Origin of the sequence: Methylobacterium sp. WSM2598, from assembly GCF_000379105.1 — a bacterium.
Lineage (GTDB): Bacteria > Pseudomonadota > Alphaproteobacteria > Rhizobiales > Beijerinckiaceae > Methylobacterium.
This window is the reverse complement of the sequence record NZ_KB900609.1, coordinates 3,613,890-3,633,459: the sequence shown is the minus strand read 5'-3', so window position 1 is coordinate 3,633,459 and position 19,570 is coordinate 3,613,890. Positions and strand designations below refer to the sequence as shown.

The following is a 19,570-nucleotide window of genomic DNA, read 5'->3' as shown; positions in this document are numbered from 1 at the left end:
GGCGCGACCGGCCCTGGCCGCGGCGGAGCGCCCGCCCGCCGCTCGCGCCCGACGCCCATCACTCCCCCGTCTCGCCGATCGCCCGCACGATGAAGTCGTCGATGAGAATCCTCAGGTTCTCCAGCGAGGGCAGGTCCATCAGCATCGCGATATAGCCCCGGATGTCGCGCTCGCGGACCGAGAAGTTGATGTAGAGGAACAGCACCAGCGTGTCCGCGTCGGCCGCGTCGCCGGGGCGGAAGATCTGGCGTCCGTCGCCCCGCATCACCGCCGGCAGCGACATGGTCAGCGTGCGCTGGAGCATGTTCGCCATGGTGGCGAGGCAGCCGTTGAGGATGATGTTGCCGGTCTCGGTCAGCGCCTCGTCCTCCAGGGCCTCGACCTCCTCGGCCGAGAGCTCCTCGCCCGTGACGGCGCGGACGAGCTCGCGGCTGGTCTCCTGGGGAAAGATCAGCAGGGCGCGCCCCGAGAAGGCGCCCGCGAAGCTCTGATGCACCACGACGAGGTCGCTCGCCTCGCGCTCGGCGACGAGGCGGGCGGCGTCGCGGCGCGACACGATCTCGACCGACGGCACCGAGAGCAGCACCTGCACGCCGATCATCTTGCGCAGGCTCGCGGCGGCGCGGCTGACCCCGATATTCACGAGTTCCGTGAAGGCGTCCTGCTGGAGCGGCGTCAGTTCGACCGGCGCGGGGCTCACGGAGCGCCCCTGCGCAGGCGCAGGGAGGCGCCCGAGACGAAGCCGCCGAGGGATTCCTCGGTCAGGGGCTTGGCCAGGAAGGTGGCGTCGACGCTGCGCGCCCGCGCCACGACCTCGTCCTGGATGTTGGCCGAGATCACCGCGATCGGCATCTCGGGCCGGGCCGCGCGCAGGTCGGCGGCGAGGTCGAGCCCGTCCCGGCCCGGCATGTTGAAGTCGAGGAGGGCGACGTCGATCCGCTCCGCCTCCATCCGGGCGACCGCCTCCTCGGCATTGCCCGCCTCGGCGAGCGTCCAGTCCGGCCGGAGCTGGCGCAGGAGCTTGGCCACCACGAGGCGGGCGAGCTTGCTGTCGTCGACGATCAGGGCAGTCACGGACATGGGGTCATCACAGGCGGGAGCGACGTCGGGCAATGCGAGCGGTCAGCGGCGTATATGCGCCCGCGATCCGCTCAGGTGAAGCCGCAATCGGGCCGGGCGGCCTCGTCCGGGCTCGATTGGCCGGGATCGAGGAAGCGGGCGACCAGGGGATCACCGCAGGGGCCGCGCAGCGGCGGCCGCAGGCGCAGGAGCACCTGGAGCACGGCGGTGTGGAGTCGCGTGCAGGCCGTCCAGTCGACGCGCGCGCCCGGGCGCGCCAGGAGGAGCGCGGCGAGGGTCTCCGCCTCCTCGACCGGGCAGGGGCCTTCGAGGCGGATCAGGGCAGGGTCGTCGGGATCGGGTTGGACGCTCATCGCTCACGCCTCTCCGGGCCGCGACCTGACGGCCGCATTTGGTCGCCGCACTTGGTCGCCGAACCTGGTCGCCGAACTTGGCGGCTGCACCCCGCGTCGCCCGCGCACCGCGCTCACGCCGCGCCCTCCCCGAGCGCCAGGGCGAGCAGGGCCGGGGGATCGAGGACGAGCAGCACCCGGCCGTCGCCGAGGAGCGCCGTGCCGCCGAGGCCCGGCGCCGCGGCGAGGGCCGGGAGGGGCCGCGTCAGCACGTCGAGTCGCTCGCCGAAGCGGTCGACCTCCAGCGCGAGGGCGTCGGCGCCGCTGCCGAGGACGACGAGGCGCGCCTCCCCGGACGCCTCCGCCCCCGGCACGCCGAGCAGGGAAGCGAGCCGGACCACCGGCACGGTCCGCCCGCGCAGGACGGCGGCGCGGCCGGGACCGACCGCGCGGATCTGCGCGCGCGGCACCCGCGCCGCCTCCGCCACCGCCTCCAGGGGCAGGCCGTAGAGGTCGGGTCCGACGCCGACCAGCACGATCCGCGTCAGGGCGAGGCGCTGCGGCAGGAGCAGGCGGATCGCGGTGCCGCGGCCGACCTCGCTCTCGATCGCGACCCGCCCGCCGAGGCGCTCGGCCGCCGCCCGCACCGCGTCCATGCCGACCCCGCGGCCGGACAGGTCGCTGACCCGCTCGGCGGTCGAGAAGCCGGGGGCGAAGACGAGGTCGATCGCGGCCGCGTCGCTCATCGCCGCCAGGGCCTCGGGGGCGCGCAGGCCCGCGGCGGCGGCCCGGCGGCGCAGCCGCTCCGGATCGATGCCGCGCCCGTCATCCGCGACCGTCACCGCCAGCGTCTCGCCGACGAGCGCCGCCCGCAGGGTGATCCGCCCCGCGGCGGGCTTGCCGGCGGCGAGACGCACCTGCGGCTCCTCCAGCCCGTGATCGACGGCGTTGCGGATCACGTGGAGCAGGGGCTCGAACAGCGCATCCACCAGCGCCCGGTCCGCCGCGACCTCCTCGCCCTCCTGCACCAGCACGACCTCCTTGCCGAGGCTGCGGGCGATCTCGCGCAGGGGCCGGGGGAAGCGCCGGAACAGGGGGCCGAGCGGCACGAGGCGCAGGGCCGCCAAGCCCCGGTGCAATTCCCCGGCGAGGCGGCCGAGCTGCGCGTCGGTCCCGCGCAGGGCCCGGGCCAGGGCGGCGGCCTCCGTCCCGGCCTCGGCCCGGGCCGCGAGGTGGCCGAGGCCGGTGCGGGCCGTCACGAGGTCGCCGGCGAGCGCGACGAGCTGGTCGATCCGGGCCGCCTCGACCCGAAGCAGGCGCTCGCCCGGCGCGGCCTGCGCCGCGCCCGGCGCCCCGCCCGGGGCGGCCCTCGGTCCGTCCGGGGTGGTTTCCACCCCGCCCGGGGTGGCTTGCACCCCGCCCGGGGTGGTTTGCACCCCGCCCGGGGTGGTTTGCACCCCGCCCGGGGTGGTTTGCACCCCGCGCGCGAGCAGCGCCGCGAGGCAGGCGGACAGAGCCTGCGTGCCCTGCGCGGCGGCGTCGAGGACCGCCAGGGAGGCCGCTGCCAGCCCCGCCGCCCGCAGGGCGTTGGCGGCGGACCGGGACGCGGCCTCGCGCCGGCCCGCCTCCCCCTCCGCCTCGCCCGGCGCGCCGACGAGGTCGAGCTGCTCGCGCAGGATCGCCGCGGCGAGCGGCGGCAGGGCGGGGGCGGCGGGGGCCGGGAAGGCCGCCACGCGGGTCTGGTCGCGCACGAGGCGGAACGGCGCCTCGACCTCGGCCAGGGGGGCGGCGCTGAGGAGCGCGATGTCGAGGTTGCAGGCGAAGACGTCGACCTCTTCCGGCCAGGGCCCGGCCGGGGCGAGGCGCAGGGCCAGGAGCGCGGGGACGCGCCGCACCAGGCCGATCGGGTCGTCGCCCGCGAAGAAGCAATCCGCCCGCGGGCGGTAGCGCAGGGCGACGAGGCCCGTGCCGGGCGCGACCGGCTGCGCGCCCGCCAGGAGCGCCTCCGCCCAGTCCGGCACCGCCGCGTCCGGCGGGTCGGGCGGGGCCTCGGCCTCGGTCCCGCCGCGCAGGAGCCGCCCGAGCCCGTCCGCCTCCCGGGCGGCGCCGGGCGGCAGCGCGCCGGACGCGGCGATCGCCTCGGTGAAGCGGGAGGCGGCGTCGAGGGCCTGCAGCGCGCGGTCGACCAGCCCGTCCTCCGCGCGCCGCGCGGCCCGCGCCGCCGCGAACCCGTCCTCGGCCGCGTGCAGGAGGGCCAGGAAGGGCGGGAAGTCGAACAGGCCGACCGACCCTTTCAGGGTATGGAAGGCCCGGAAGACCCGGTCGAGGGCCGCCGCGTCGTCCGGCGCCCGCTCGAGGGCGATGAGGTCGTCGGCGGCGCCCTCGATCAGGTCCCGCGCCTCGATCAGGAACTGGGCGAGGAGGTCGCTCACGACGGCCGTCCGGTCAGGGCCGCCGCGTGCGCGCGCAGCACCTCGGCGGCGATCGGCTTGACGAGGTAGAGATTCGCCCCCGCGGCCCGGGCGGCCGCCCGGTCGGCGGCGCCGGCCTCCGTGCTGGTGACGAGGACCGGCAGGCCGCGCAGCGGCGCCTCGCGGGCGCGCAGGGCGCGCAGGAAGGTGAGCCCGTCCATCTTCGGCATGTTCACGTCCACCACCAGGAGGTCGTAGGGCCCCGAGAGCAGCCGCTCCAGGGCCTCGATGCCGTTGATCGCCTCGTCCACGGCGAAGCCGCCGGCCTCCAGCACCTCGCGGTAGTAGCGGCGCACGAGGCTCGCGTCGTCCACCACGAGGATGCGCGCCGGTCCGGTCTCAGCCATCGTCCTGCTCCGGGCGCTGGTAGACGATCACGTCCGCCAGCCGGCAGACGCGGAACAGCGGCGAGATCCGGCTCATCGACTCGGTGTGGCCGAGGCACACGAAGCCCCCCGGCGCGAGCGCGTCGTAGAGGTGGTCGGCGGCGACCCGGCGGGACGCGTCGTCGAAGTAGATCAGCACGTTGCGGCAGAAGACGACGTCGAAGCGGCCCTCCGCCGCCATGGCGGCCCGGTCCATCAGGTTGCAGGGCGAGAAGCGCACCGAGCGGCGCAGCTCCTCGATGATGCGCCAGCGCGGCGCGGAGCGCGGCCCGGGGCGTGCCGCCGCTTCCGGCGCGAAGTAGCGGCCCACGAGGTCCGGCGTCAGCCGCATCAGCGCCCTCTCCCCGTAGGAGCCCCGCGCGGCGGCGGCGAGCGCCGCGGTGTCGATGTCGGATCCCACGATCTCCACCTCGTAGCGGTCCACCTCCGGCCAATGCTCCAGCAGCCAGATCGCGATCGAGTAGGGCTCCTCGCCGGTGGCGCAGGGCATCGACCAGATCCGCACCGCGTCGCCGGGCCGCTTGCGCGCGGTCACGAGCCCCATCAGCGAGGCCGTCAGGCAGCGCAGCTGGTACTCCTCGCGGAGGAAGTAGGTCTCGTTGACGGTGAGCGCGTTGATGAGGTGCTCGACCTCGCGGTCGAGATCGGCCCGCAGCCGCGCGAAGTACTCCGCGAAGGTGGCGGTCCCGGCCTCCCGCATGCGCTCCGCGACCCGCCGCTCGACCATGCCGCGCTGGCCGGGCGCGAAGCGCAGGCCCGTGCGCCGGTAGACGAACTCGCCGAAGCGCGCGAGATCCGCCTCCGCCAGGGCCGGGATCGCGGAGGGGGCAGGGAGGGTCACGGCGCCTCGGCGAGGCGGGACAGGACGTGGTCGATCGCGCCCGGCAGGAAGGGCTCGGCGGAGAAGCGCGCCCGGGCCGCCCGCAGCGCCGGAACCGCCAGGGCGGTGCCGGTCTCGGCCAGCACCTCCACGGCCGCCCCGCAGACGTTCGGGTGCGTCTCCCCGTCGAGGAGTCCGGCGAGGAGCCGGGTCGCGGTCTCGGGCGGCTGCGCGCGCGCCACCCCGGCCGCGAGCAGCCGCACGTCCGGATCGGGATCGGCGAGGAGGTCCGGCAGGAGCGGCAGCACCGCCGCCGGCATGTCCTGCAGCGCCTCCACGCAGGCATTGCGCAGGGCCGGGTCCTGCGCGCCGAGATGGGCCGCCAGCGCCGCCGCGGCCTGCGGGTCGGCACAGGCGATCAGCGCGCTGAGCAGGGCCTCCCGCACCCGCGGCACTCCCTCGCGGCCGAGCGCCTCGCCGAGCGCGCCCGCGGCCTCGCGGCGGCCGGACAGCGCCCGGATCGCGGCGAGGCGGCGCTCGGGCTCGGGCGCCGTCAGGTCGTCGGGCGCGGCCGGGCCGGGCGGCGCGCAGCCGGGGGGATCGCGGCGGATCAGCGGCATGGGGGGACGCCCCCTGGAGGAACCACGCTTGCGGGCACGAGGGCTGGGCGCACCAGGGTCAGGAGTTCGGCCGCGATCCCGTCGAGGGGCACGACGCGGCTCGCGCCCCCCGCCCGCACCAGCTCCCCGGGCATGCCCCAGACCACGGCGCTCTCCTCGGCCTCCGCGATGGTGCGCCCGCCCCGCGCCTTGAGCGCCGCCATGGCGCGGGCCCCGTCGCGCCCCATCCCGGTCATCAGGATGCCGATCAGGCTGGCGGGGTCGAGATGGGCGAGGGCGCTCTCGACCAGGCGGTCCACGCTCGGGTGCCAGGGATGGTCGGGATGGGCCGGGGCCGGCGCCACGGCGAGGCCCGCCGGCCGGCGGGTGACGATCACGTCCGCGTCGCCGCGCCCGAGATAGACGTGGCCCGGCGCGAGCGGCGTCGGCCGCGTCACCTCCCGGACGGCGAGCGGGGAGAGGCGGTCGAGGCGCTGGGCGAGCGGACCCGTGAAGGTGCCCGGCATGTGCTGGGCGACGACGATCGGCCAGGGGAAGCCGGCGGGGAGGCCCGACAGCAGCGCGTCGAGGGCCGGCGGGCCGCCCGTCGAGGTGCCGACGAGGACGAGCCCGGCGAGGGGGCCCGGCGCCGGGTCGGGTGCGGGGTCGAGGGGCGGCGCCTCCCGGCGGGCGGGCGCCTCGAGGCCGGCATGGCGCGCCCGCAGCCGCGCGGCGAGGCGCAGGGCCGGGGAGAGCCGGGCGCGGGACGCCGCCCGCACCTTCTGGACCAGGGTGGGCGCGAGCGCGTCGCTGGTCAGGGAGGCGACGCCCTCGGGCTTGGCGAGGACGTCGACGGCGCCGCGGGCGAGGGCGTCGAGGCTGGTCTCGGCGCCCTCGGCGGTCAGGCCCGACAGCATCACCACCGGGCAGGGCCGCTCCAGCATGATGCGATCGAGGCAGGCGAGTCCGTCGAGCCCCGGCATGGTGACGTCGAGGGTGATCACGTCCGGCCGGAACCGCTTGAGCATCCCCAGCGCCTCGACGCCGTCCCGGGCCGAGGCGACCTCGAAATCGCCCTCGGCCGCGAAGATGCCGCCGATGACCTTCCGCATCAGCGCCGAATCGTCGACCACGAGCAGGCGGATCATGCGGCCGCCCCGGGCGGGAGGTCGGTCGGGAGCCGCCGCTCGCGCGCCACGGCCTCGCGCAGCTGCGCCGGATCGAGGCGCCGCGGGGGCCCCGCCGCCGCGTCGGGCGCCGGGCGCATGTCCCGCCCCAGGCCCGCCACCGCGTCGACCATGAGGCCGAGGCGCTCCCGCCCGTCGAGGACGAGGATGGGCCGGCCGGGGACCGCGGCGCCCGGCGGGTGGCCGAGGAGGCGGCGCAGGTCGATGACGGGAAGCGCCTCGCCGCGCCGGCCGATCAGGCCGAGGCAGGAGGCGGGGGCGTGGGGCAGCCGCGTGATCATGCCGGACCAACGCAGCACCTCGGCGAGCGCACCGGCCGGCAGGCCGTAGCGCGTGCCCGCGAGGTCGAAGGCGAGGACCGGCTCCCGCGCCGCGCCCGGGACCGGCGCCGCCCGATCGGGCGCGGCCTCGGGACGCGGCAGGCGCTCGGGCGCGAGGAGCGGGACGAGGTCGCCGTCATCGAGCCGGGCGACCGCGGCGAGCGCTCCCCCGGCGCGGCGCAGCACCCGCGGCAGCGGATCGATCGCCTCGTCCGGCAGGCGCAGCACCGGGCCGAGCGCCTCGGCCACGAGGCCGAGCGGGGCGCCCCCGATGCGCAGGACGATCACCGGGCTCCCCGGCCGCGGCGGCCCGGCCTCCTCCTCCAGGAGGGCGGCGAGGCCCAGGAGCGGCAGCCACGCCCCGCGCCGCCGCATGCGGCCGAGGGCGCCGGGCGCCGGCCCCGCCGCCGGGAACCACTCCGCCGGCAGGCGCAGGACCTCCTCCACGGCGTCGAGGGGGAGGGCGTAGGGGCGCCCGCCGGCGCGCAGGCGCAGCAGGCCGACGGCCGCGGCGCGCGCCTCGGCCTGCGCCCGGGCGAGGGCGAGCCCGGCCCGGCGCGGCGCCTCCCGGGCCGGCAGGGCGGCGAGGCGCCCGGGCAGGTCGAGCCGCTCGGCCTCCCCGGCCGCGGCCGCGAAGCCGAGGACGCGCTCGACCAGCAGGCCGACCGGGTCTCCGGCCTCCGCCACGATCAGGCGGCCGGGGGCGGCCGCCTCCCGGCCGAGCAGCCGACCGAGGTCGAGCACGGGCAGCGCGAGGCCGCGATGGGCGCAGAGGCCGAGGAGCGGCGCGGGGCTGCCGGGACAGGGGGTGAGCGGCCCCGGTTGGCGGATCTCCCGGACGAGCCCGGCCGGCACGGCGACGAGGCCGGGGCCGTGCCCGACCAGGAGGACGCGGCCGCCGGCCGGGCCGGGGCCCGCCTCAGCCATTCGCCCCCCGCAGCGCCTCGGAGAGGGCCGCGATCTCCTCGACCGCGGCGGCGAGGTCCTCGGCGGCGCGCGCCTGCTGGCGGGCGGCGGTGGCGGCCTCGCTGGCGGCCCGGTCGGCCTGCTCGGCGGCGGCCGCGATCTGCGCGGCGCCCTGCGCGGTCTCGCGGGCCGCGAGGAGGATCTCGTCGGCGCCCTCGGCGATCGCGGCATTCGCGCGCTCCAGTGCGTCCACGTCCTGCGCCACGGCGTCGAGGCTCTCCATGAGGGCGCGGTTGCGCAGCACCTCGGCCTCGGCGGCGGCGCCGACCTGCTCCAGGGCGCGCCGGATGGCGGCGGCGCCGTCCTGGATCGCCCGCACGGTCCCGCGGATGCGCTCCGCGCTCGCCCCGGCCTCGCGGGCGAGCGCCCGGATGTCGCCCGACACCATCGCGAAGCCCTGGCCGCCCTCCCCGGCGCGGGCGGCCTCGATGGCGCCGCTCACCGCCAGCATGCTGATCTGCACCGCCACCAGGGCGAGCGTGTCGACGATCGTCTCGATGCGGCGATTATGCCCCTCCAGGGCGGCGACGCGCTCCAGGCCGGCCAGGGTCTCGGCGAGGCTCCGCGCCACCGCCGCCGCCAGCCCGTCGAGGATCCCGCGGATCTCCCGGATCGTCCCCGCCAGGGCCGCGACGCGGGCGAGCGCCGCCGCGGCGCTCTCCCGGGTGCGGCCCGCCCCGCGCTCCACCTCCACCATCGCGGCGCTCGATTGCCGGGCCGCCGCGCTCTGGATGGCGGTGCCGCGGCTGATCTGGTCGACGGCCGCGAGGATCTGGGTGGCGGTGCCCGAGAGTTCCTGGATCGTCGCCGCCAGGGTCTCGCTGGCGCCGGCGATCTCGGCGGCCCCCTCCCGCCGGCCCCGGCGGCGCCGGAGCGCGTCGGCGAGGTCCGACAGGGCCTGGGCGGTCGCTTGGCTCTCGTCGAGGGAGGCGGTCTGCTGCCCGACCGCCGCCTGGGCCTGCGCGGCGGCGGCGGATTGCTCCTCGGCGGCGGCGGCGATCTGCCCGGCGCCGCGCTCGGCCTCCCGCACCATCGTCTCGGCCTCGACCGCGGCGGCGAGGATCGCCTGGGCGCCCTCCGCCACCACCCCGAGCCCGCTCCGCGCCTCGTCGAGGGCGTGCGCGACCCGGGTGCCGGCCGCAGCCTCGTCGGCGGCGCGGCTCGCCGCCGCCCGGACCGTGGCGCCGATCTCCCGCACCTCGGCCCGGATCGCCTCGGCGAGGGGCAGGACGTCCCGCGCATGGCTCTCGGCGGTCTCCGCGAGGGCACGCACCTCGTCCGCCACCACGGTGAAGCCGCGCCCTTCCGCCCCCGCCCGCACCGCCTCGATCGCCGCGTTGAGGGCGAGGAGGTTGGTCTGCTCGGCGACGTAGCCGACCGCCCCCGTGACCTCGCCGATGGTGGCGGCGCCGCGGTCGAGCGCGTCCACGATCGCGACGATGCCGCTCTGGCGCTCGGCGCTGGCCCGGATCGCCGCGACCGAGCCCGTGACCTGGGTGTTCGCCTCGATCAGCAGCGCCTGGAAGGCGTGGGTGCGCTGGCGGGAGAGGTCGGCCCGGGCGCGGGCCTCGGTGAGCCGCCCGGCCATGGTGGTGACGGCGGCGAGCGATTCCTGGGCCGCGCCCGCGGCCTCGGCAGCGCCGCCCGCGATCTCCTCCATGGCGCGCCGGAGTTCCTCGGCCGCCGCGGAGGCTTCGCCGAGTCCCGCCGCGAGTTCCTGGGTGGCGGCGGCGAGGCGCTCGGTCGCCTTCTGGTGGATTGCGGGGCGCGGCGCCGGGCGGGGTGCGGGGGGCTGCGCGGGCGCGGTCTCGTCCCGGGCCGGGTTCCCGGCGGTCTCCCGGGCCGCGAGCTTCGCCTTCTTGACCAACGCCATCGCGCACCTTCACCGCCCCCGCCCGGGACGCGGCCGGACCTGATCGGACCGGTTTGCCGGAGCTTGGGCGGAGGAGCAAGCCGCCGGGGCGGGGCGGGGGTTATGGCGGGGTATGGCGCAGCCCCGGACCGGGAGAGGCCGGCCGATCCGCGCGGGTGCGGCCCCGCGCCGCGCGCGCGAGCATTGTCCGACGAAGCGGATACCGGTTCGTCGCAGAAAATGCGGCAAGATCAAAGATCTGGAGCGGCACCCGATCGCAACGTGTCCGGGTGCCGCTCTGGCGCTGCGCCCGATCACGGTGTTCGTCGGAAAATGCTCTAGGATGGCGCCGACCGGAGGCCCGACCGTGCGACCGAGGGGAACTGCCGCCGCCATCGGGCGCTCGCTGCGCCTCTATCACGGGCCCGGGGCGCCGCGGGACGCCATGGACGCGCTCTACGGGCGCTTCCTGCGGCCGGGCGATCTCGCCTTCGACATCGGCGCCCATGTCGGGGACCGGGTCGCCTCGTTCCGGCGGCTCGGCGCCCGGGTCGTCGCCGTCGAGCCGCAGGCCGGCCCGTTGCGTGCCCTGCACCTCCTCCACGGCCGCGATCCGGGCGTGACGCTCGTCGCGGCGGCCGTCGCGGAGGCGGAGGGCGAGGTCACCCTCGCCATCAACCGCCGCAACCCGACGGTCTCCTCCGCCTCGGCGGAATTCGTCGCGGCGGCGCGCGGGGCGCCCGGCTGGGAGGGTCAGGTCTGGGACGAGGCGGCGGCCTGCCCGGCCACGACCCTCGACCGGCTGATCGCCCGCCACGGTGCCCCAGCCTTCGTGAAGATCGACGTCGAGGGCGTCGAGGACCGGGTGCTGGCGGGGCTGGGCAGGCCGCTGCCGGCCCTCTCCTTCGAGTTCACCACCATCGCGCGCGGGCCGGCCCGGCGCGTCCTCGACCGCCTCGACGCGCTCGGGCCCTACCGGGTCGACTACTCCCTCGGCGAGGAGCACCGCCTGCGCCTCGGCCGCTTCGTCCCGGTCGCGGCGATGCGCGGGATCCTGGAGCACCTGCCGCACGAGGCCAATTCCGGGGACGTCTACGCGGTCCTCGCGGCCTGACGGGCGCGGGCGGTCCGCGAGGGCGGGGGCGCGGCCTTCGCCCGATCGGGCGGGCGCCGCCGATGACGCCCCCGCCCGGGTTGCGATGCTGAGCCGAGCGCCGGATCATGCCAACGGCTCAGGATGCCGGCGCATCGAGCCGTTGCTCCATCTCGAATTTTCGATTTCAAGCCAGAGGCTTGGCGAACCAGAGGCTTGGCGAAAATTCGAGAGCCGCACCACCGGTACCACCGGTCATGAGAAATGACCGGTGGTATCAGCCCGCCCGCAGGGCCGAGATCCGCTCGTCCCGGCTCGCCGCGAGCGCCGCCTCGATCGTGCGGGCGAGGGTCGCCTGGTCGAACGGTTTGGCGAGCCGGGTCACCGCCGGGGCCGCCCCGCTCGGGATCTCGGCGAAGCCGGAGGCCAGGATCGCTCCGATTTCCGGCCGCGCCGCCCGCACCTGTTCCAGGAGCTGGAGCCCGGTCATCGCCGGCATGATCTGGTCGGTCAGGACGAGGTCCAGGGGCATCGCGGAGGCGAGCAGGCCGAGCGCCTCCGCGCCCGAGCGCGCCTCGATCACGCGGTGGCCGAGATCCTCCAGCATCGCCGCCGTGTTCTCCAGCACCAGGAGATCGTCGTCCACGACCAGCACGGTGAGCGCGCGCTCGGCGGCGCGGGGCAGGCTCCGCGCCGGGGCCGGCCTCTCGCTGCGCTGCGGCCTCGGCGCCGCCGGCAGCCAGATCTCCGCCAGCGTGCCCTCCCCGGGACGGCTGCGCAGCACCAGCCGCCCGCCCGATTGCTCGGCGAGCCCGTGCACCATCGACAGGCCGAGCCCGGTGCCCTTGCCGACCCCCTTGGTCGTGAAGAAGGGCTCCCGCGCCCGGGCGAGGGTGGCCTCGTCCATTCCTTGCCCGGTGTCGCGCACCGACAGGCAGACGTAGCGGCCGGGCGGCAAGCCCTCCGGGGCGGCTTCGCCGCCAGGGGCCTCGTCCGCCGCGCGCTCGCGCGCCGCGATGGTGAGCTGCCCGCCCTCCGGCATGGCGTCGCGGGCATTCACCGCGAGGTTGAGAAGCGCCAGTTCGAGCTGGTGGGCATCGGCCGTCGCCGCGGACAGGTCGGGGGGAAAGCGGGTCTCGATCCGCACCGCCGGGCCGAGGGAGCGCTCCAGCAGGTCCGACATGCCCTGGACGAGGTCGGGCAGGATCACGGTCTCGGGCCTCAGGTCCTGGCGCCGGGCGAAGGCGAGCATGCGCTGGGTCAGCGCCGCGCCGCGCTGCGCCCCCTGGACGGCGTTGTCGAGGAGGCGGGTGAGCTTCGGGTCGTCGGGGAGGCGCTTGCGCAGGAGTTCCAGGCTGCCGAGCACCGCCATCAGCAGGTTGTTGAAATCGTGCGCGACGCCGCCCGTGAGCTGGCCCAGCGCCTCCATCTTCTGCGCCTGGAACAGGGCGACGCGGGCCTGTTCGAGCGCCTCCAGCGCCTGGCGCCGCTCGGTGATGTCGCGGGTGACCTTGGCGTAGCCGATGAGGCGGCCCTCGGGGTCGCGCACCGGGTCGATGACCACGCTCGCGAAGAAGCGGCTGCCGTCCTTGCGCAGGCGCCAGCCCTCGGTCTCGAACTTGCCCGCGCCCGCGGCGATCCGCAGGGCCTGTCCGGGCAGGTCGCGGGCCCGGTCCTCCTGCGTGGAGAAGCGCGAGACGTGGGTGCCGATCACCTCGTGGTCGCGGTAGCCCATGATGCGCTCGGCGCCGGCGTTCCAGTTCGCGACCCGCCCCTCCCCGTCGAGCATGAAGATGGCGTAGTCCGTCACGCTGCGCAGGAGCAGGCGGAAACGCTCCTCGCTCTCCCGCAGGGCGATCGCCTCGCGGGAGGCCCGGTCGGCGAGGTGGCGGTCGAACGTGGCCGCGATCAGGGCGAGCATCAGGATCAGGAAGGTGGTGCCGGTGACCCACAGGGCGAGGTGGGTCTGGCGCAGGCTCGCGGCCCCGTGCCCGGGATCGATCGGGGCGCTGGCCGAGAATTCCGCGCCCTGCATCGCCGCGTAGTGCATGCCCGCGACGGCGAGCCCCATCAGGGTCGCGGCCGCGATGCGCTCGGCGAAGCCGACCGTGCGGGCGGAGAGCCGGAGGGCGGCGGTCGCGGCGCCCACCGCGATCAGGAGCGAGACGGCGACCCAGGCGGGGGCGTGCTGCAGGTCCGCCCGCATCCGCATCGCGCGCATCCCCGTATAGTGCATGGCCGCCACCCCGAGGCCCATGACGAGCCCGCTCGCCGCCAGCGCCGGCAGGCTCCGCGGCCAGCGATGGGCCACCAGGAAGCCGAGGGCGGTGACGCCGATCGGCAGCGCGAGGGAGATCAGCGTGAGGGTGAGGTCGTAGCTCACCTCCAGCCCGGGCAGGGTGAAGGCCAGCATGCCGACGAAGTGCATCGACCAGACGCCGCCGCCCATGGCGAGCGCCGCGGTGGCGAGCCATGCCAGGGCCGCCCAGCCGCTCGCCGCCCGCATCCGCGCGGCGAGGTCGAGCGCGGTGTAGGAGGCGATCATCGCGATCACGACCGAGAGCGCAACGAGCGTGGTGTCGTGGGTACCCGGATGCGGCATGAAGCCCGTGTCGGACGATCGGCGATCGCGCGTCGTTAACGATCCGTGTGGGTTGTATCAATCGCTCTCAGGTGAGGGCGGCGCACGCCGCCGGCCCGCGCCGCGCGCCGGCTGGAAACGGCCCGTGCGATCCGGTGTGCGCGGCGCGGTGTCCCGGCGTTCCATTCCGCATCGACTGCTCGGGTCGGCGCCGCCGATGGCTGCCTCGTGGCAGCCTTGCCAAGGTGCGATGCCGACCGGGCCTCAGGCGCCGGTCTCGCCGCCCGGCAGCGCCGCCGGGTCCTTCACCAGCAGCCAATCCTCGACCACCAGCGCGTCCAGCCCGGTGGTGTAGAACATCAGGATCGCGTCCTCCGCCGTGTGGAGGATCGGCTTGCCCATCACGTTGAAGCTGGTGTTGAGCAGGATCGGCACGCCGGTGCGGGCCGCGAAGGCCTCGATCAGGGCCGCGTAGGCCGGGTTGCGCGCCCGCGTGACGCTCTGGAGCCGGCCGGTGCCGTCCTCGTGCACCACCGCCGGCACCCGCCCCCGCACCGCCTCGCGCCAGACCAGGGTCCGCTCCATGTAGGGACTGTCCTGGTAATCCTCGAACCAGGCGGGCCCGGCCTCGGCCAGGATGGAGGGCGCGAAGGGCCGAAAGGCCTCGCGGTACTTCACCTTGGCATTGAGAATAGCCTTCGCGTCGGCCGGGCGCGGATCCGCCAGGATCGAGCGGTTGCCGAGTGCGCGCGGCCCGAACTCCGCCCGGCCCTGCACCCAGCCGACGAGGCCCCCCGCCGCCAGGATCGCGGCCGCGGCCTCCGTCACGCCGGCCCGCCCGAGCTGCCGCAGGCGCGGCTCGGAGCCGGCCATGCGGGCGAGGGGCTCCGTCGAGACGGTCGAGCCGAGATAGGGGGTCAGCGCCGCGCCGTCCCCGGGGCCGGTCCAGTCGGGGTGGTCCTCCGCGAAGGCGAGCCACGCGGCCCCCACCGCGTTGCCGTCGTCGGCCGGCGCCGAGGGCACGTGCAGGGCGCGGTAGCCGCTGCGGGCGAGCGCCCGTCCGTTGTAGGACGAGTTGAGCGCGCAGCCCCCGGTCAGCACGAGGTTCTCGCCCGGCGCCAGGGCCTCGGCCTGGCCGAGCAGCGCGTCCATCATCTCCCCGAAGGCGTCCTGGCCGCAGCGGGCGAGGTCGGCCCAGCCGGTCTCGATCGCGTCGGCGGGGCGCATGGCCAGGATCTCCGCCACCGTCGCCCGCACCGTCTCGGCCGGGGCGAAGCGCAGCCGGCCGTCCTCGATCCGGTAGAGGCGGCGCAGCAGCCCCATCAGCGCGGGATCGGCCCGGCCGTAGGGGGCGAGCCCCATGATCTTCCATTCCTCGCCCTTCGCCTGGTCGAAGCCCGCGAGGTCGGTGACGAGGCCGAAGAAGAAGCCGACCGAGTCCCGGCCCCGGTGGCGCTTCACCTCGGCGAGGCGGCCCGCCGTCATCCGGTAGATGGCCGAGGCGCCGGTCTCGCCCATGCCGTCGACGACGAGGCAGGTCGCGTCCCGGAACGGGCTGCCCCACAGCCCGTAGGCCGCGTGGGTCAGGTGGTGCGGGTAGCGCCGCAGGCCCGCGAGGCGGCTCGCCCCGCCATGCGCCCGGTCGAGCCCGAGCAGCGTGCCGTAGCCCGCCCGCGCCTGCGCGAGGCCGAGCTGCGCGATGAAGGTGCGCTCGGCCCGCTCGGGCACCAGCGAGCGGTTGAGCTCGGGCGAATGGGCGGCGAGCGCGTCGAGCCCGAAGGCGCCCGCGGCCGCCGACTGGGCCAGGAAGGCCGAGAAATCCGGCCCCCAGCTCGTCGCCACCACCAGCTCCGCCCCGGCCGGCAGGTACCGGGCGAGCAGCTCGGCCATGCGCGGCGCCGAATCCGGCTCGCAATTGGGCGCGCGCTTGTACTGCAGGTAGCGCTCCGTCGCCTCGGCGAACAGGATTCGTCCGTCCGGCCCGACCAGGGCGAGGGCCGGGTCGTGGAAGGTGGTCGCGAGGCCGAGATAGAAGCGCATCGGTGCGGGCCGGGTCTCCGGGGGCGTGAGGCGCGCTTAACAGGCCGCTGCGGCGCTGTCAGGCCGTGGCATTCCGGCATCGCCCCCGCGAAGACGCGGGGCGCCGCCCGTGGCAGGCTGCGGATTGGGCGCTGCCGCCGATGCCGATATGCTAGCGGTGTCAGGATTCTACGGCCGCGGCCGGGTCCCGGCGGAAGGGGAGGGGAAGGCTTCTTCGTGCGCGACATCCTGACCGCCCTGGCGGGTCTCGTCATCGTCGTCCTGGTCGCCGCGCTGGCGGTGCCGCCCTTCGTGAACTGGGAGGGGCATCGGGCCGCGGTGGACGCGGCGGTCAGCCGCTCCCTCGGGCTGCCCGTGCGCAGCGACGGCCGCCTGGAGATCCGCCTCCTGCCCTCGCCCCGCCTGAGGATGGACCACGTCGTCCTCGGCAGCCCCGGCCGGACCTCCCTCGACGCCCGCTACGTCAAGGCCGAGGTGGCGCTGACGCCGCTCCTGTCCGGCGAGATCCGCTTCACCGAGACCAAGATCGGCCGCGCCGAGGTGACGGTGCCGGTGAGCGAGGCCGGCGCCCTCGTCCTGCCCCCGGATCTGGGCGCCGTCCTGGGCGGGCGCGACCTCGCCGTCGAGGACCTGCGCATCGCCCAGCTCCTCCTCACCACGGTGGTGCCGGCGACCGGGCGCACCGACCAGTTCTACGCCGAGGCGGTGCGCCTCTCCGCGCCGCGCCTCGCCGGTCCCTGGCGGGCCGAGGGGATGGCGGGCGCCCTGCCGTTCCGCCTCGCCACCGGCATGCCGCTCCCGGACGGGGCCCTGCCGGTCAAGGCGACGGCCGGGGGCGAGACCCTGCCGCGGATCGAGATCGACGCCCGGCTCGCCCTTGTGGGCGATGCCGTGCGGGGCCTCGCGCCCGAGGCGAGCGGCACCGCGCGGCTGACCGTGGCGTCGCCCCCGCCCGCCGCGGGCCCGCCCGGGGCGGGCGGGGCCGGCAGGCACGCCCCCGTCCTGCCCTTCACCCTCCAGGGCGGTTTCAAGGCGAAGGGCCGGGTCGCCACGTTCGACGCCCTGACCCTGGAGATCGACGGAGGCGGCGCGCCCCTGCGCCTCGGCGGCCGCGGCACGCTCGAATTGCCGAGCCTGAAGGCGGCCCTCGCCCTCGACGCGCGGCGCCTCGACCTCGACGCCTTCCTGGCCTCGCCCAACGGGCAGGCCCTCCTCGCCCGCGGCTTCACCGCCTTCGGCCCGCCGCTGCCCGGCACGGTCGCCCTCGACCTCGCCGTCGAGAGCGCGGCGATCGCGCAGGGCGAATGGTCCGAGATCGCGGCGGCGGCGATCCTGCGCCCCTCGGGCGCCCTGGCGCTGCGCCGCGTCGAGGCGACGGCGCCCGGCGGCGCCCGGCTCTCCCTCGACGGCGACCTCTCGGGACCGGGCAGCTTCGCGGGCCGCGTCTCGGTCAGGGCGCCGGCCTCCGAGCGGTTCGCGCGCCTCCTCCACCGCTTCGGGTTCGGCAGCCCGCTCCTGCGCCTCCTCGACGGGCGTCCCTTCGAGGCCGCCGCCGACGTGACGGCGGCCCTGCCGGTCCTCTCCCTGCGCAACGCGCGGGTGGCGCTCGGGGAGGCGCGGCTGACCGGCAGCGCCCGCTACAGCCCGGCCGCCGAGGAGGGCGGGCGCCCGCGCCTGGACGCCCAGATCGTCGCGGACGGCCTCGACCTCGCGGAACTGCCGCCGCTGCGCGGCCTGTTCGAGACCCTGCACGACCACGATCTCGGCCTGACGCTCCAGGCCCGCGACCTGCGCTACGGCCCGGGCGGGCCTCGCACGGGCGCCATCGCGGCGAGCCTGCAATCCGAAGGGACTGCTCTGCGGGTCGGCAGCCTGGAGGTGCGCGGCCTCGCGGGGGCGGAGGCGAGCCTCGCGGGCCGGATCGCCGCCGACGGATCCGGGCGCATCGCCGGGCGCATCACCGCGCCGGTGGCCGCGCCGCTGATCGACCTCCTGGAGCGCAACCTCGTCGCCGAGGCGGAGGCGGTCCCGGACTTCCTGCGCGCCGCGCCGCTCGCCCTCGACGTCACGCTGGAGCGCGACCCGGGCGGCGGGAGCGGGCGCCTGCGCAGCCACGCCCGCGGCGAGGCGGGCGGCGGGCGCCTCGGCCTCTCGATCGTGACGAGCGCCGGGCGCCTGGAGAGCGTCGAGGCGCGCCTCGACCGGGTCCGCTCGGGCGCATGGCTCGGCCGCCCGAACGACCCCGCCCTCGCCATGCCGGCCGCCCTGCGGGTCAGCGGGCGGCGCGGCGCCGATCCGGCCTCGCCCCTCGCCGTGACCGTCGCGGGCGATCTCGCGGGCGTGCGGATCGCCACGAGCCGCCCCCTCGCCCTCGACGGGATCGCGCTCCCGCGGGACGGCGAACTGACCCTCGACAGCCCGGACCTGCGCCCGCTGGCGGGCTTCCTCGGGCCCGGCGCCGCCCCGCCGGGCCCGGTCCCGGCCCGGCTCACCATCGGGCTCGGCCGCGAGGGCGAGGTGCCGCGCCTGTCCCTGGCGGGGAGCGTGCTCGGCAGCGCGGTCTCGGCGACGGTGCTGCGGCCGGAGGAGGGCGGGCTCTCGGGGAGCGCGCGGCTGGACCAGCTCTCGCTGCCCTGGCTCGCCTCCGCGCTCGTGCTCGACGCGCGCGGCGGCCCGGCCGATCCCTGGCCGGAGACCCGCTTCGGCCCGGCGCCCGCCCCGGCCTTCCGGGGCCGCCTCGCCGTGAGCGCGCAGCGCCTCGCGCTCGGGCGCGGGCTCACCGCCGAGGGCGCCCGCTTCGACCTCGGCCTCGGGCCGGACGGCCTGTCGCTCGGCCAGTTCGAGGGCGCCGTCGCGGGCGGGCGGCTCTCCGGGCGCGTCACCCTGGCCCGCCAGGGCGGGCAGGCGACGGTCTCGGGCGAGGGCTTGTTCGAGGACCTGGCGATCCCGGTCCTGACGGGTGGGGAGGCCGTGCGCGGCCGGCTGTCGGGCCGGCTGCGCGTCGGGGCCGCGGGCGACTCGCCGGCCGCCCTGGTGGGCAATCTCGCGGGAAGCGGCGAGGTCGGCTTCTCCGACCTGACGATCCGCGAGATCGACCCGTCCGGGGTCGAGCGGGCGCTGGTGCGGCTGCTCGCGGAGGAGGATCCGCTGCGCGCGGGTCGGGTCGAGCAGGTGGTGTCGGAGGAGTTCGGGCGCGGGATGCTGAGGCTGACCGGCTCGGTCTCGGTGCCGGCGGCGCTCGTCGGCGGCGTCCTGCGCACCGGCACCTTCACGGTCGATCCCGGCCCCTTCACCTGGGCCGGCATGGTGCAGCTGGACCTGCGGACGCTGCGGCTCGACGCCCGCGGCACCTTCACGGCCGAGCGCACGCCGCGGGCCTGGACGGCGCCGCCGCCGAGCCTCGCCCTCTCGCTCTCGGGCCCGCTGGCGCGCCCCGCCCGCGACGCGGACGTGACGACCCTGACGACGGCGCTCGCCGCCGTGGTGCTGCAGCGCGAACTCGACAAGATCGACACGGTCGAGGCCGACCGCAGCGAGCAGGCCCGCCGCCGCAGCCGCCTGGAGATGGACCGCGCCCGCGCCGCCGCCGAGGTGGAGTGGGCGCGCCGGCAGGCCGAGGAGGCGAAGGTCGCCGCCGCGCGGGCCGCCGAGGAGGCGCGGCGTCGGGCGGAGGAGGAGGCCCGGCGCCAAGCCGAGGAGTCGCGGCGGCGGGTGGAGGAGGAGTCGCGGCGCCAGGCCGAGGAGGCGCGCCGGCGGGCCGAGGAGGCCGCCCGGGCCCGCGAGGCGATGCCGGCCGAGACCAGCCAGTAGCGTCCCTCGCGGGCGCGGCGACCGAGCGGGTTG

Annotated in this window: 14 protein-coding genes; 2 read left to right on the top strand and 12 right to left on the bottom strand. The window is 77.0% G+C overall.

Going from position 1 to position 19,570, the window contains the following annotated elements; all coding sequences use genetic code 11:
• Positions 1-58 precede the first annotated feature (58 nt).
• From MET2598_RS0117345 to MET2598_RS0117300, 10 genes are all read right to left on the bottom strand, one after another.
• Positions 59-700, bottom strand: a complete 642-nt coding sequence (locus tag MET2598_RS0117345; protein ID WP_012331918.1) for a chemotaxis protein CheX — start codon at positions 698-700, stop codon at positions 59-61.
• The gene (locus MET2598_RS0117340; RefSeq protein ID WP_012331919.1) at positions 697-1,080 is read right to left on the bottom strand and encodes a response regulator transcription factor; all 384 of its coding nucleotides are present in this window, start codon (positions 1,078-1,080) and stop codon (positions 697-699) included. The genes MET2598_RS0117345 and MET2598_RS0117340 overlap by 4 nt, the downstream gene beginning before the upstream one ends.
• 71 nt (positions 1,081-1,151) lie before the next feature.
• Positions 1,152-1,433, bottom strand: a complete 282-nt coding sequence (locus MET2598_RS0117335) for a hypothetical protein (protein ID WP_018261723.1) — start codon at positions 1,431-1,433, stop codon at positions 1,152-1,154.
• Between the two features lie 113 nt (positions 1,434-1,546).
• Complete coding sequence (locus tag MET2598_RS43410) at positions 1,547-3,844, bottom strand: chemotaxis protein CheA (RefSeq protein ID WP_018261722.1); 2,298 nt, start codon at positions 3,842-3,844, stop codon at positions 1,547-1,549.
• Positions 3,841-4,230, bottom strand: a complete 390-nt coding sequence (locus MET2598_RS0117325) for a response regulator (RefSeq protein WP_018261721.1) — start codon at positions 4,228-4,230, stop codon at positions 3,841-3,843. Before MET2598_RS0117325 ends, MET2598_RS43410 begins: the two co-directional genes overlap by 4 nt.
• A complete protein-coding gene (locus tag MET2598_RS0117320; RefSeq protein WP_018261720.1) occupies positions 4,223-5,110 on the bottom strand; it encodes a CheR family methyltransferase in 888 nt (295 codons plus the stop codon). The genes MET2598_RS0117325 and MET2598_RS0117320 overlap by 8 nt, the downstream gene beginning before the upstream one ends.
• Positions 5,107-5,709, bottom strand: coding sequence for a HEAT repeat domain-containing protein (locus tag MET2598_RS0117315; protein ID WP_012331924.1), 603 nt, complete (start codon positions 5,707-5,709; stop codon positions 5,107-5,109). Before MET2598_RS0117315 ends, MET2598_RS0117320 begins: the two co-directional genes overlap by 4 nt.
• Positions 5,700-6,836 carry a chemotaxis-specific protein-glutamate methyltransferase CheB gene (gene cheB, locus MET2598_RS0117310; protein ID WP_012331925.1) on the bottom strand — a complete coding sequence of 379 codons (1,137 nt, stop codon included), beginning with the start codon at positions 6,834-6,836 and terminating at the stop codon, positions 5,700-5,702. The genes MET2598_RS0117315 and cheB overlap by 10 nt, the downstream gene beginning before the upstream one ends.
• On the bottom strand, positions 6,833-8,122 hold the full coding sequence (locus MET2598_RS0117305; protein ID WP_018261719.1) for a chemotaxis protein CheW: 1,290 nt from the start codon (positions 8,120-8,122) through the stop codon (positions 6,833-6,835). The genes cheB and MET2598_RS0117305 overlap by 4 nt, the downstream gene beginning before the upstream one ends.
• Positions 8,115-10,034: a methyl-accepting chemotaxis protein gene (locus MET2598_RS0117300; RefSeq protein ID WP_018261718.1), complete on the bottom strand. Its 1,920-nt coding sequence runs from the start codon at positions 10,032-10,034 to the stop codon at positions 8,115-8,117. The genes MET2598_RS0117305 and MET2598_RS0117300 overlap by 8 nt, the downstream gene beginning before the upstream one ends.
• 322 nt (positions 10,035-10,356) lie before the next feature.
• Between MET2598_RS0117300 and MET2598_RS0117295 the strand changes: the two genes are divergently transcribed.
• Positions 10,357-11,127 carry an FkbM family methyltransferase gene (locus MET2598_RS0117295; protein WP_018261717.1) on the top strand — a complete coding sequence of 257 codons (771 nt, stop codon included), beginning with the start codon at positions 10,357-10,359 and terminating at the stop codon, positions 11,125-11,127.
• Between the two features lie 256 nt (positions 11,128-11,383).
• Here the strand turns inward: MET2598_RS0117295 and MET2598_RS0117290 are convergent, their stop codons facing one another.
• Both MET2598_RS0117290 and MET2598_RS0117285 read right to left on the bottom strand, forming a co-directional pair.
• Positions 11,384-13,708 (bottom strand): MHYT domain-containing protein, encoded by a 2,325-nt coding sequence (locus MET2598_RS0117290; RefSeq protein ID WP_012331929.1) that lies wholly within the window; start codon positions 13,706-13,708, stop codon positions 11,384-11,386.
• Positions 13,709-13,951: 243 nt separating this feature from the next.
• Positions 13,952-15,727, bottom strand: a complete 1,776-nt coding sequence (locus MET2598_RS0117285) for a carbamoyltransferase family protein (protein ID WP_018261716.1) — start codon at positions 15,725-15,727, stop codon at positions 13,952-13,954.
• 216 nt (positions 15,728-15,943) lie between these two features.
• Here MET2598_RS0117285 and MET2598_RS43405 point away from each other — a divergent pair, with 216 nt between their 5' ends.
• Entirely contained in the window at positions 15,944-19,537 is a 3,594-nt protein-coding gene (locus MET2598_RS43405) for an AsmA family protein (protein WP_018261715.1), read from the top strand.
• The last annotated feature ends 33 nt before the right edge of the window (positions 19,538-19,570 follow it).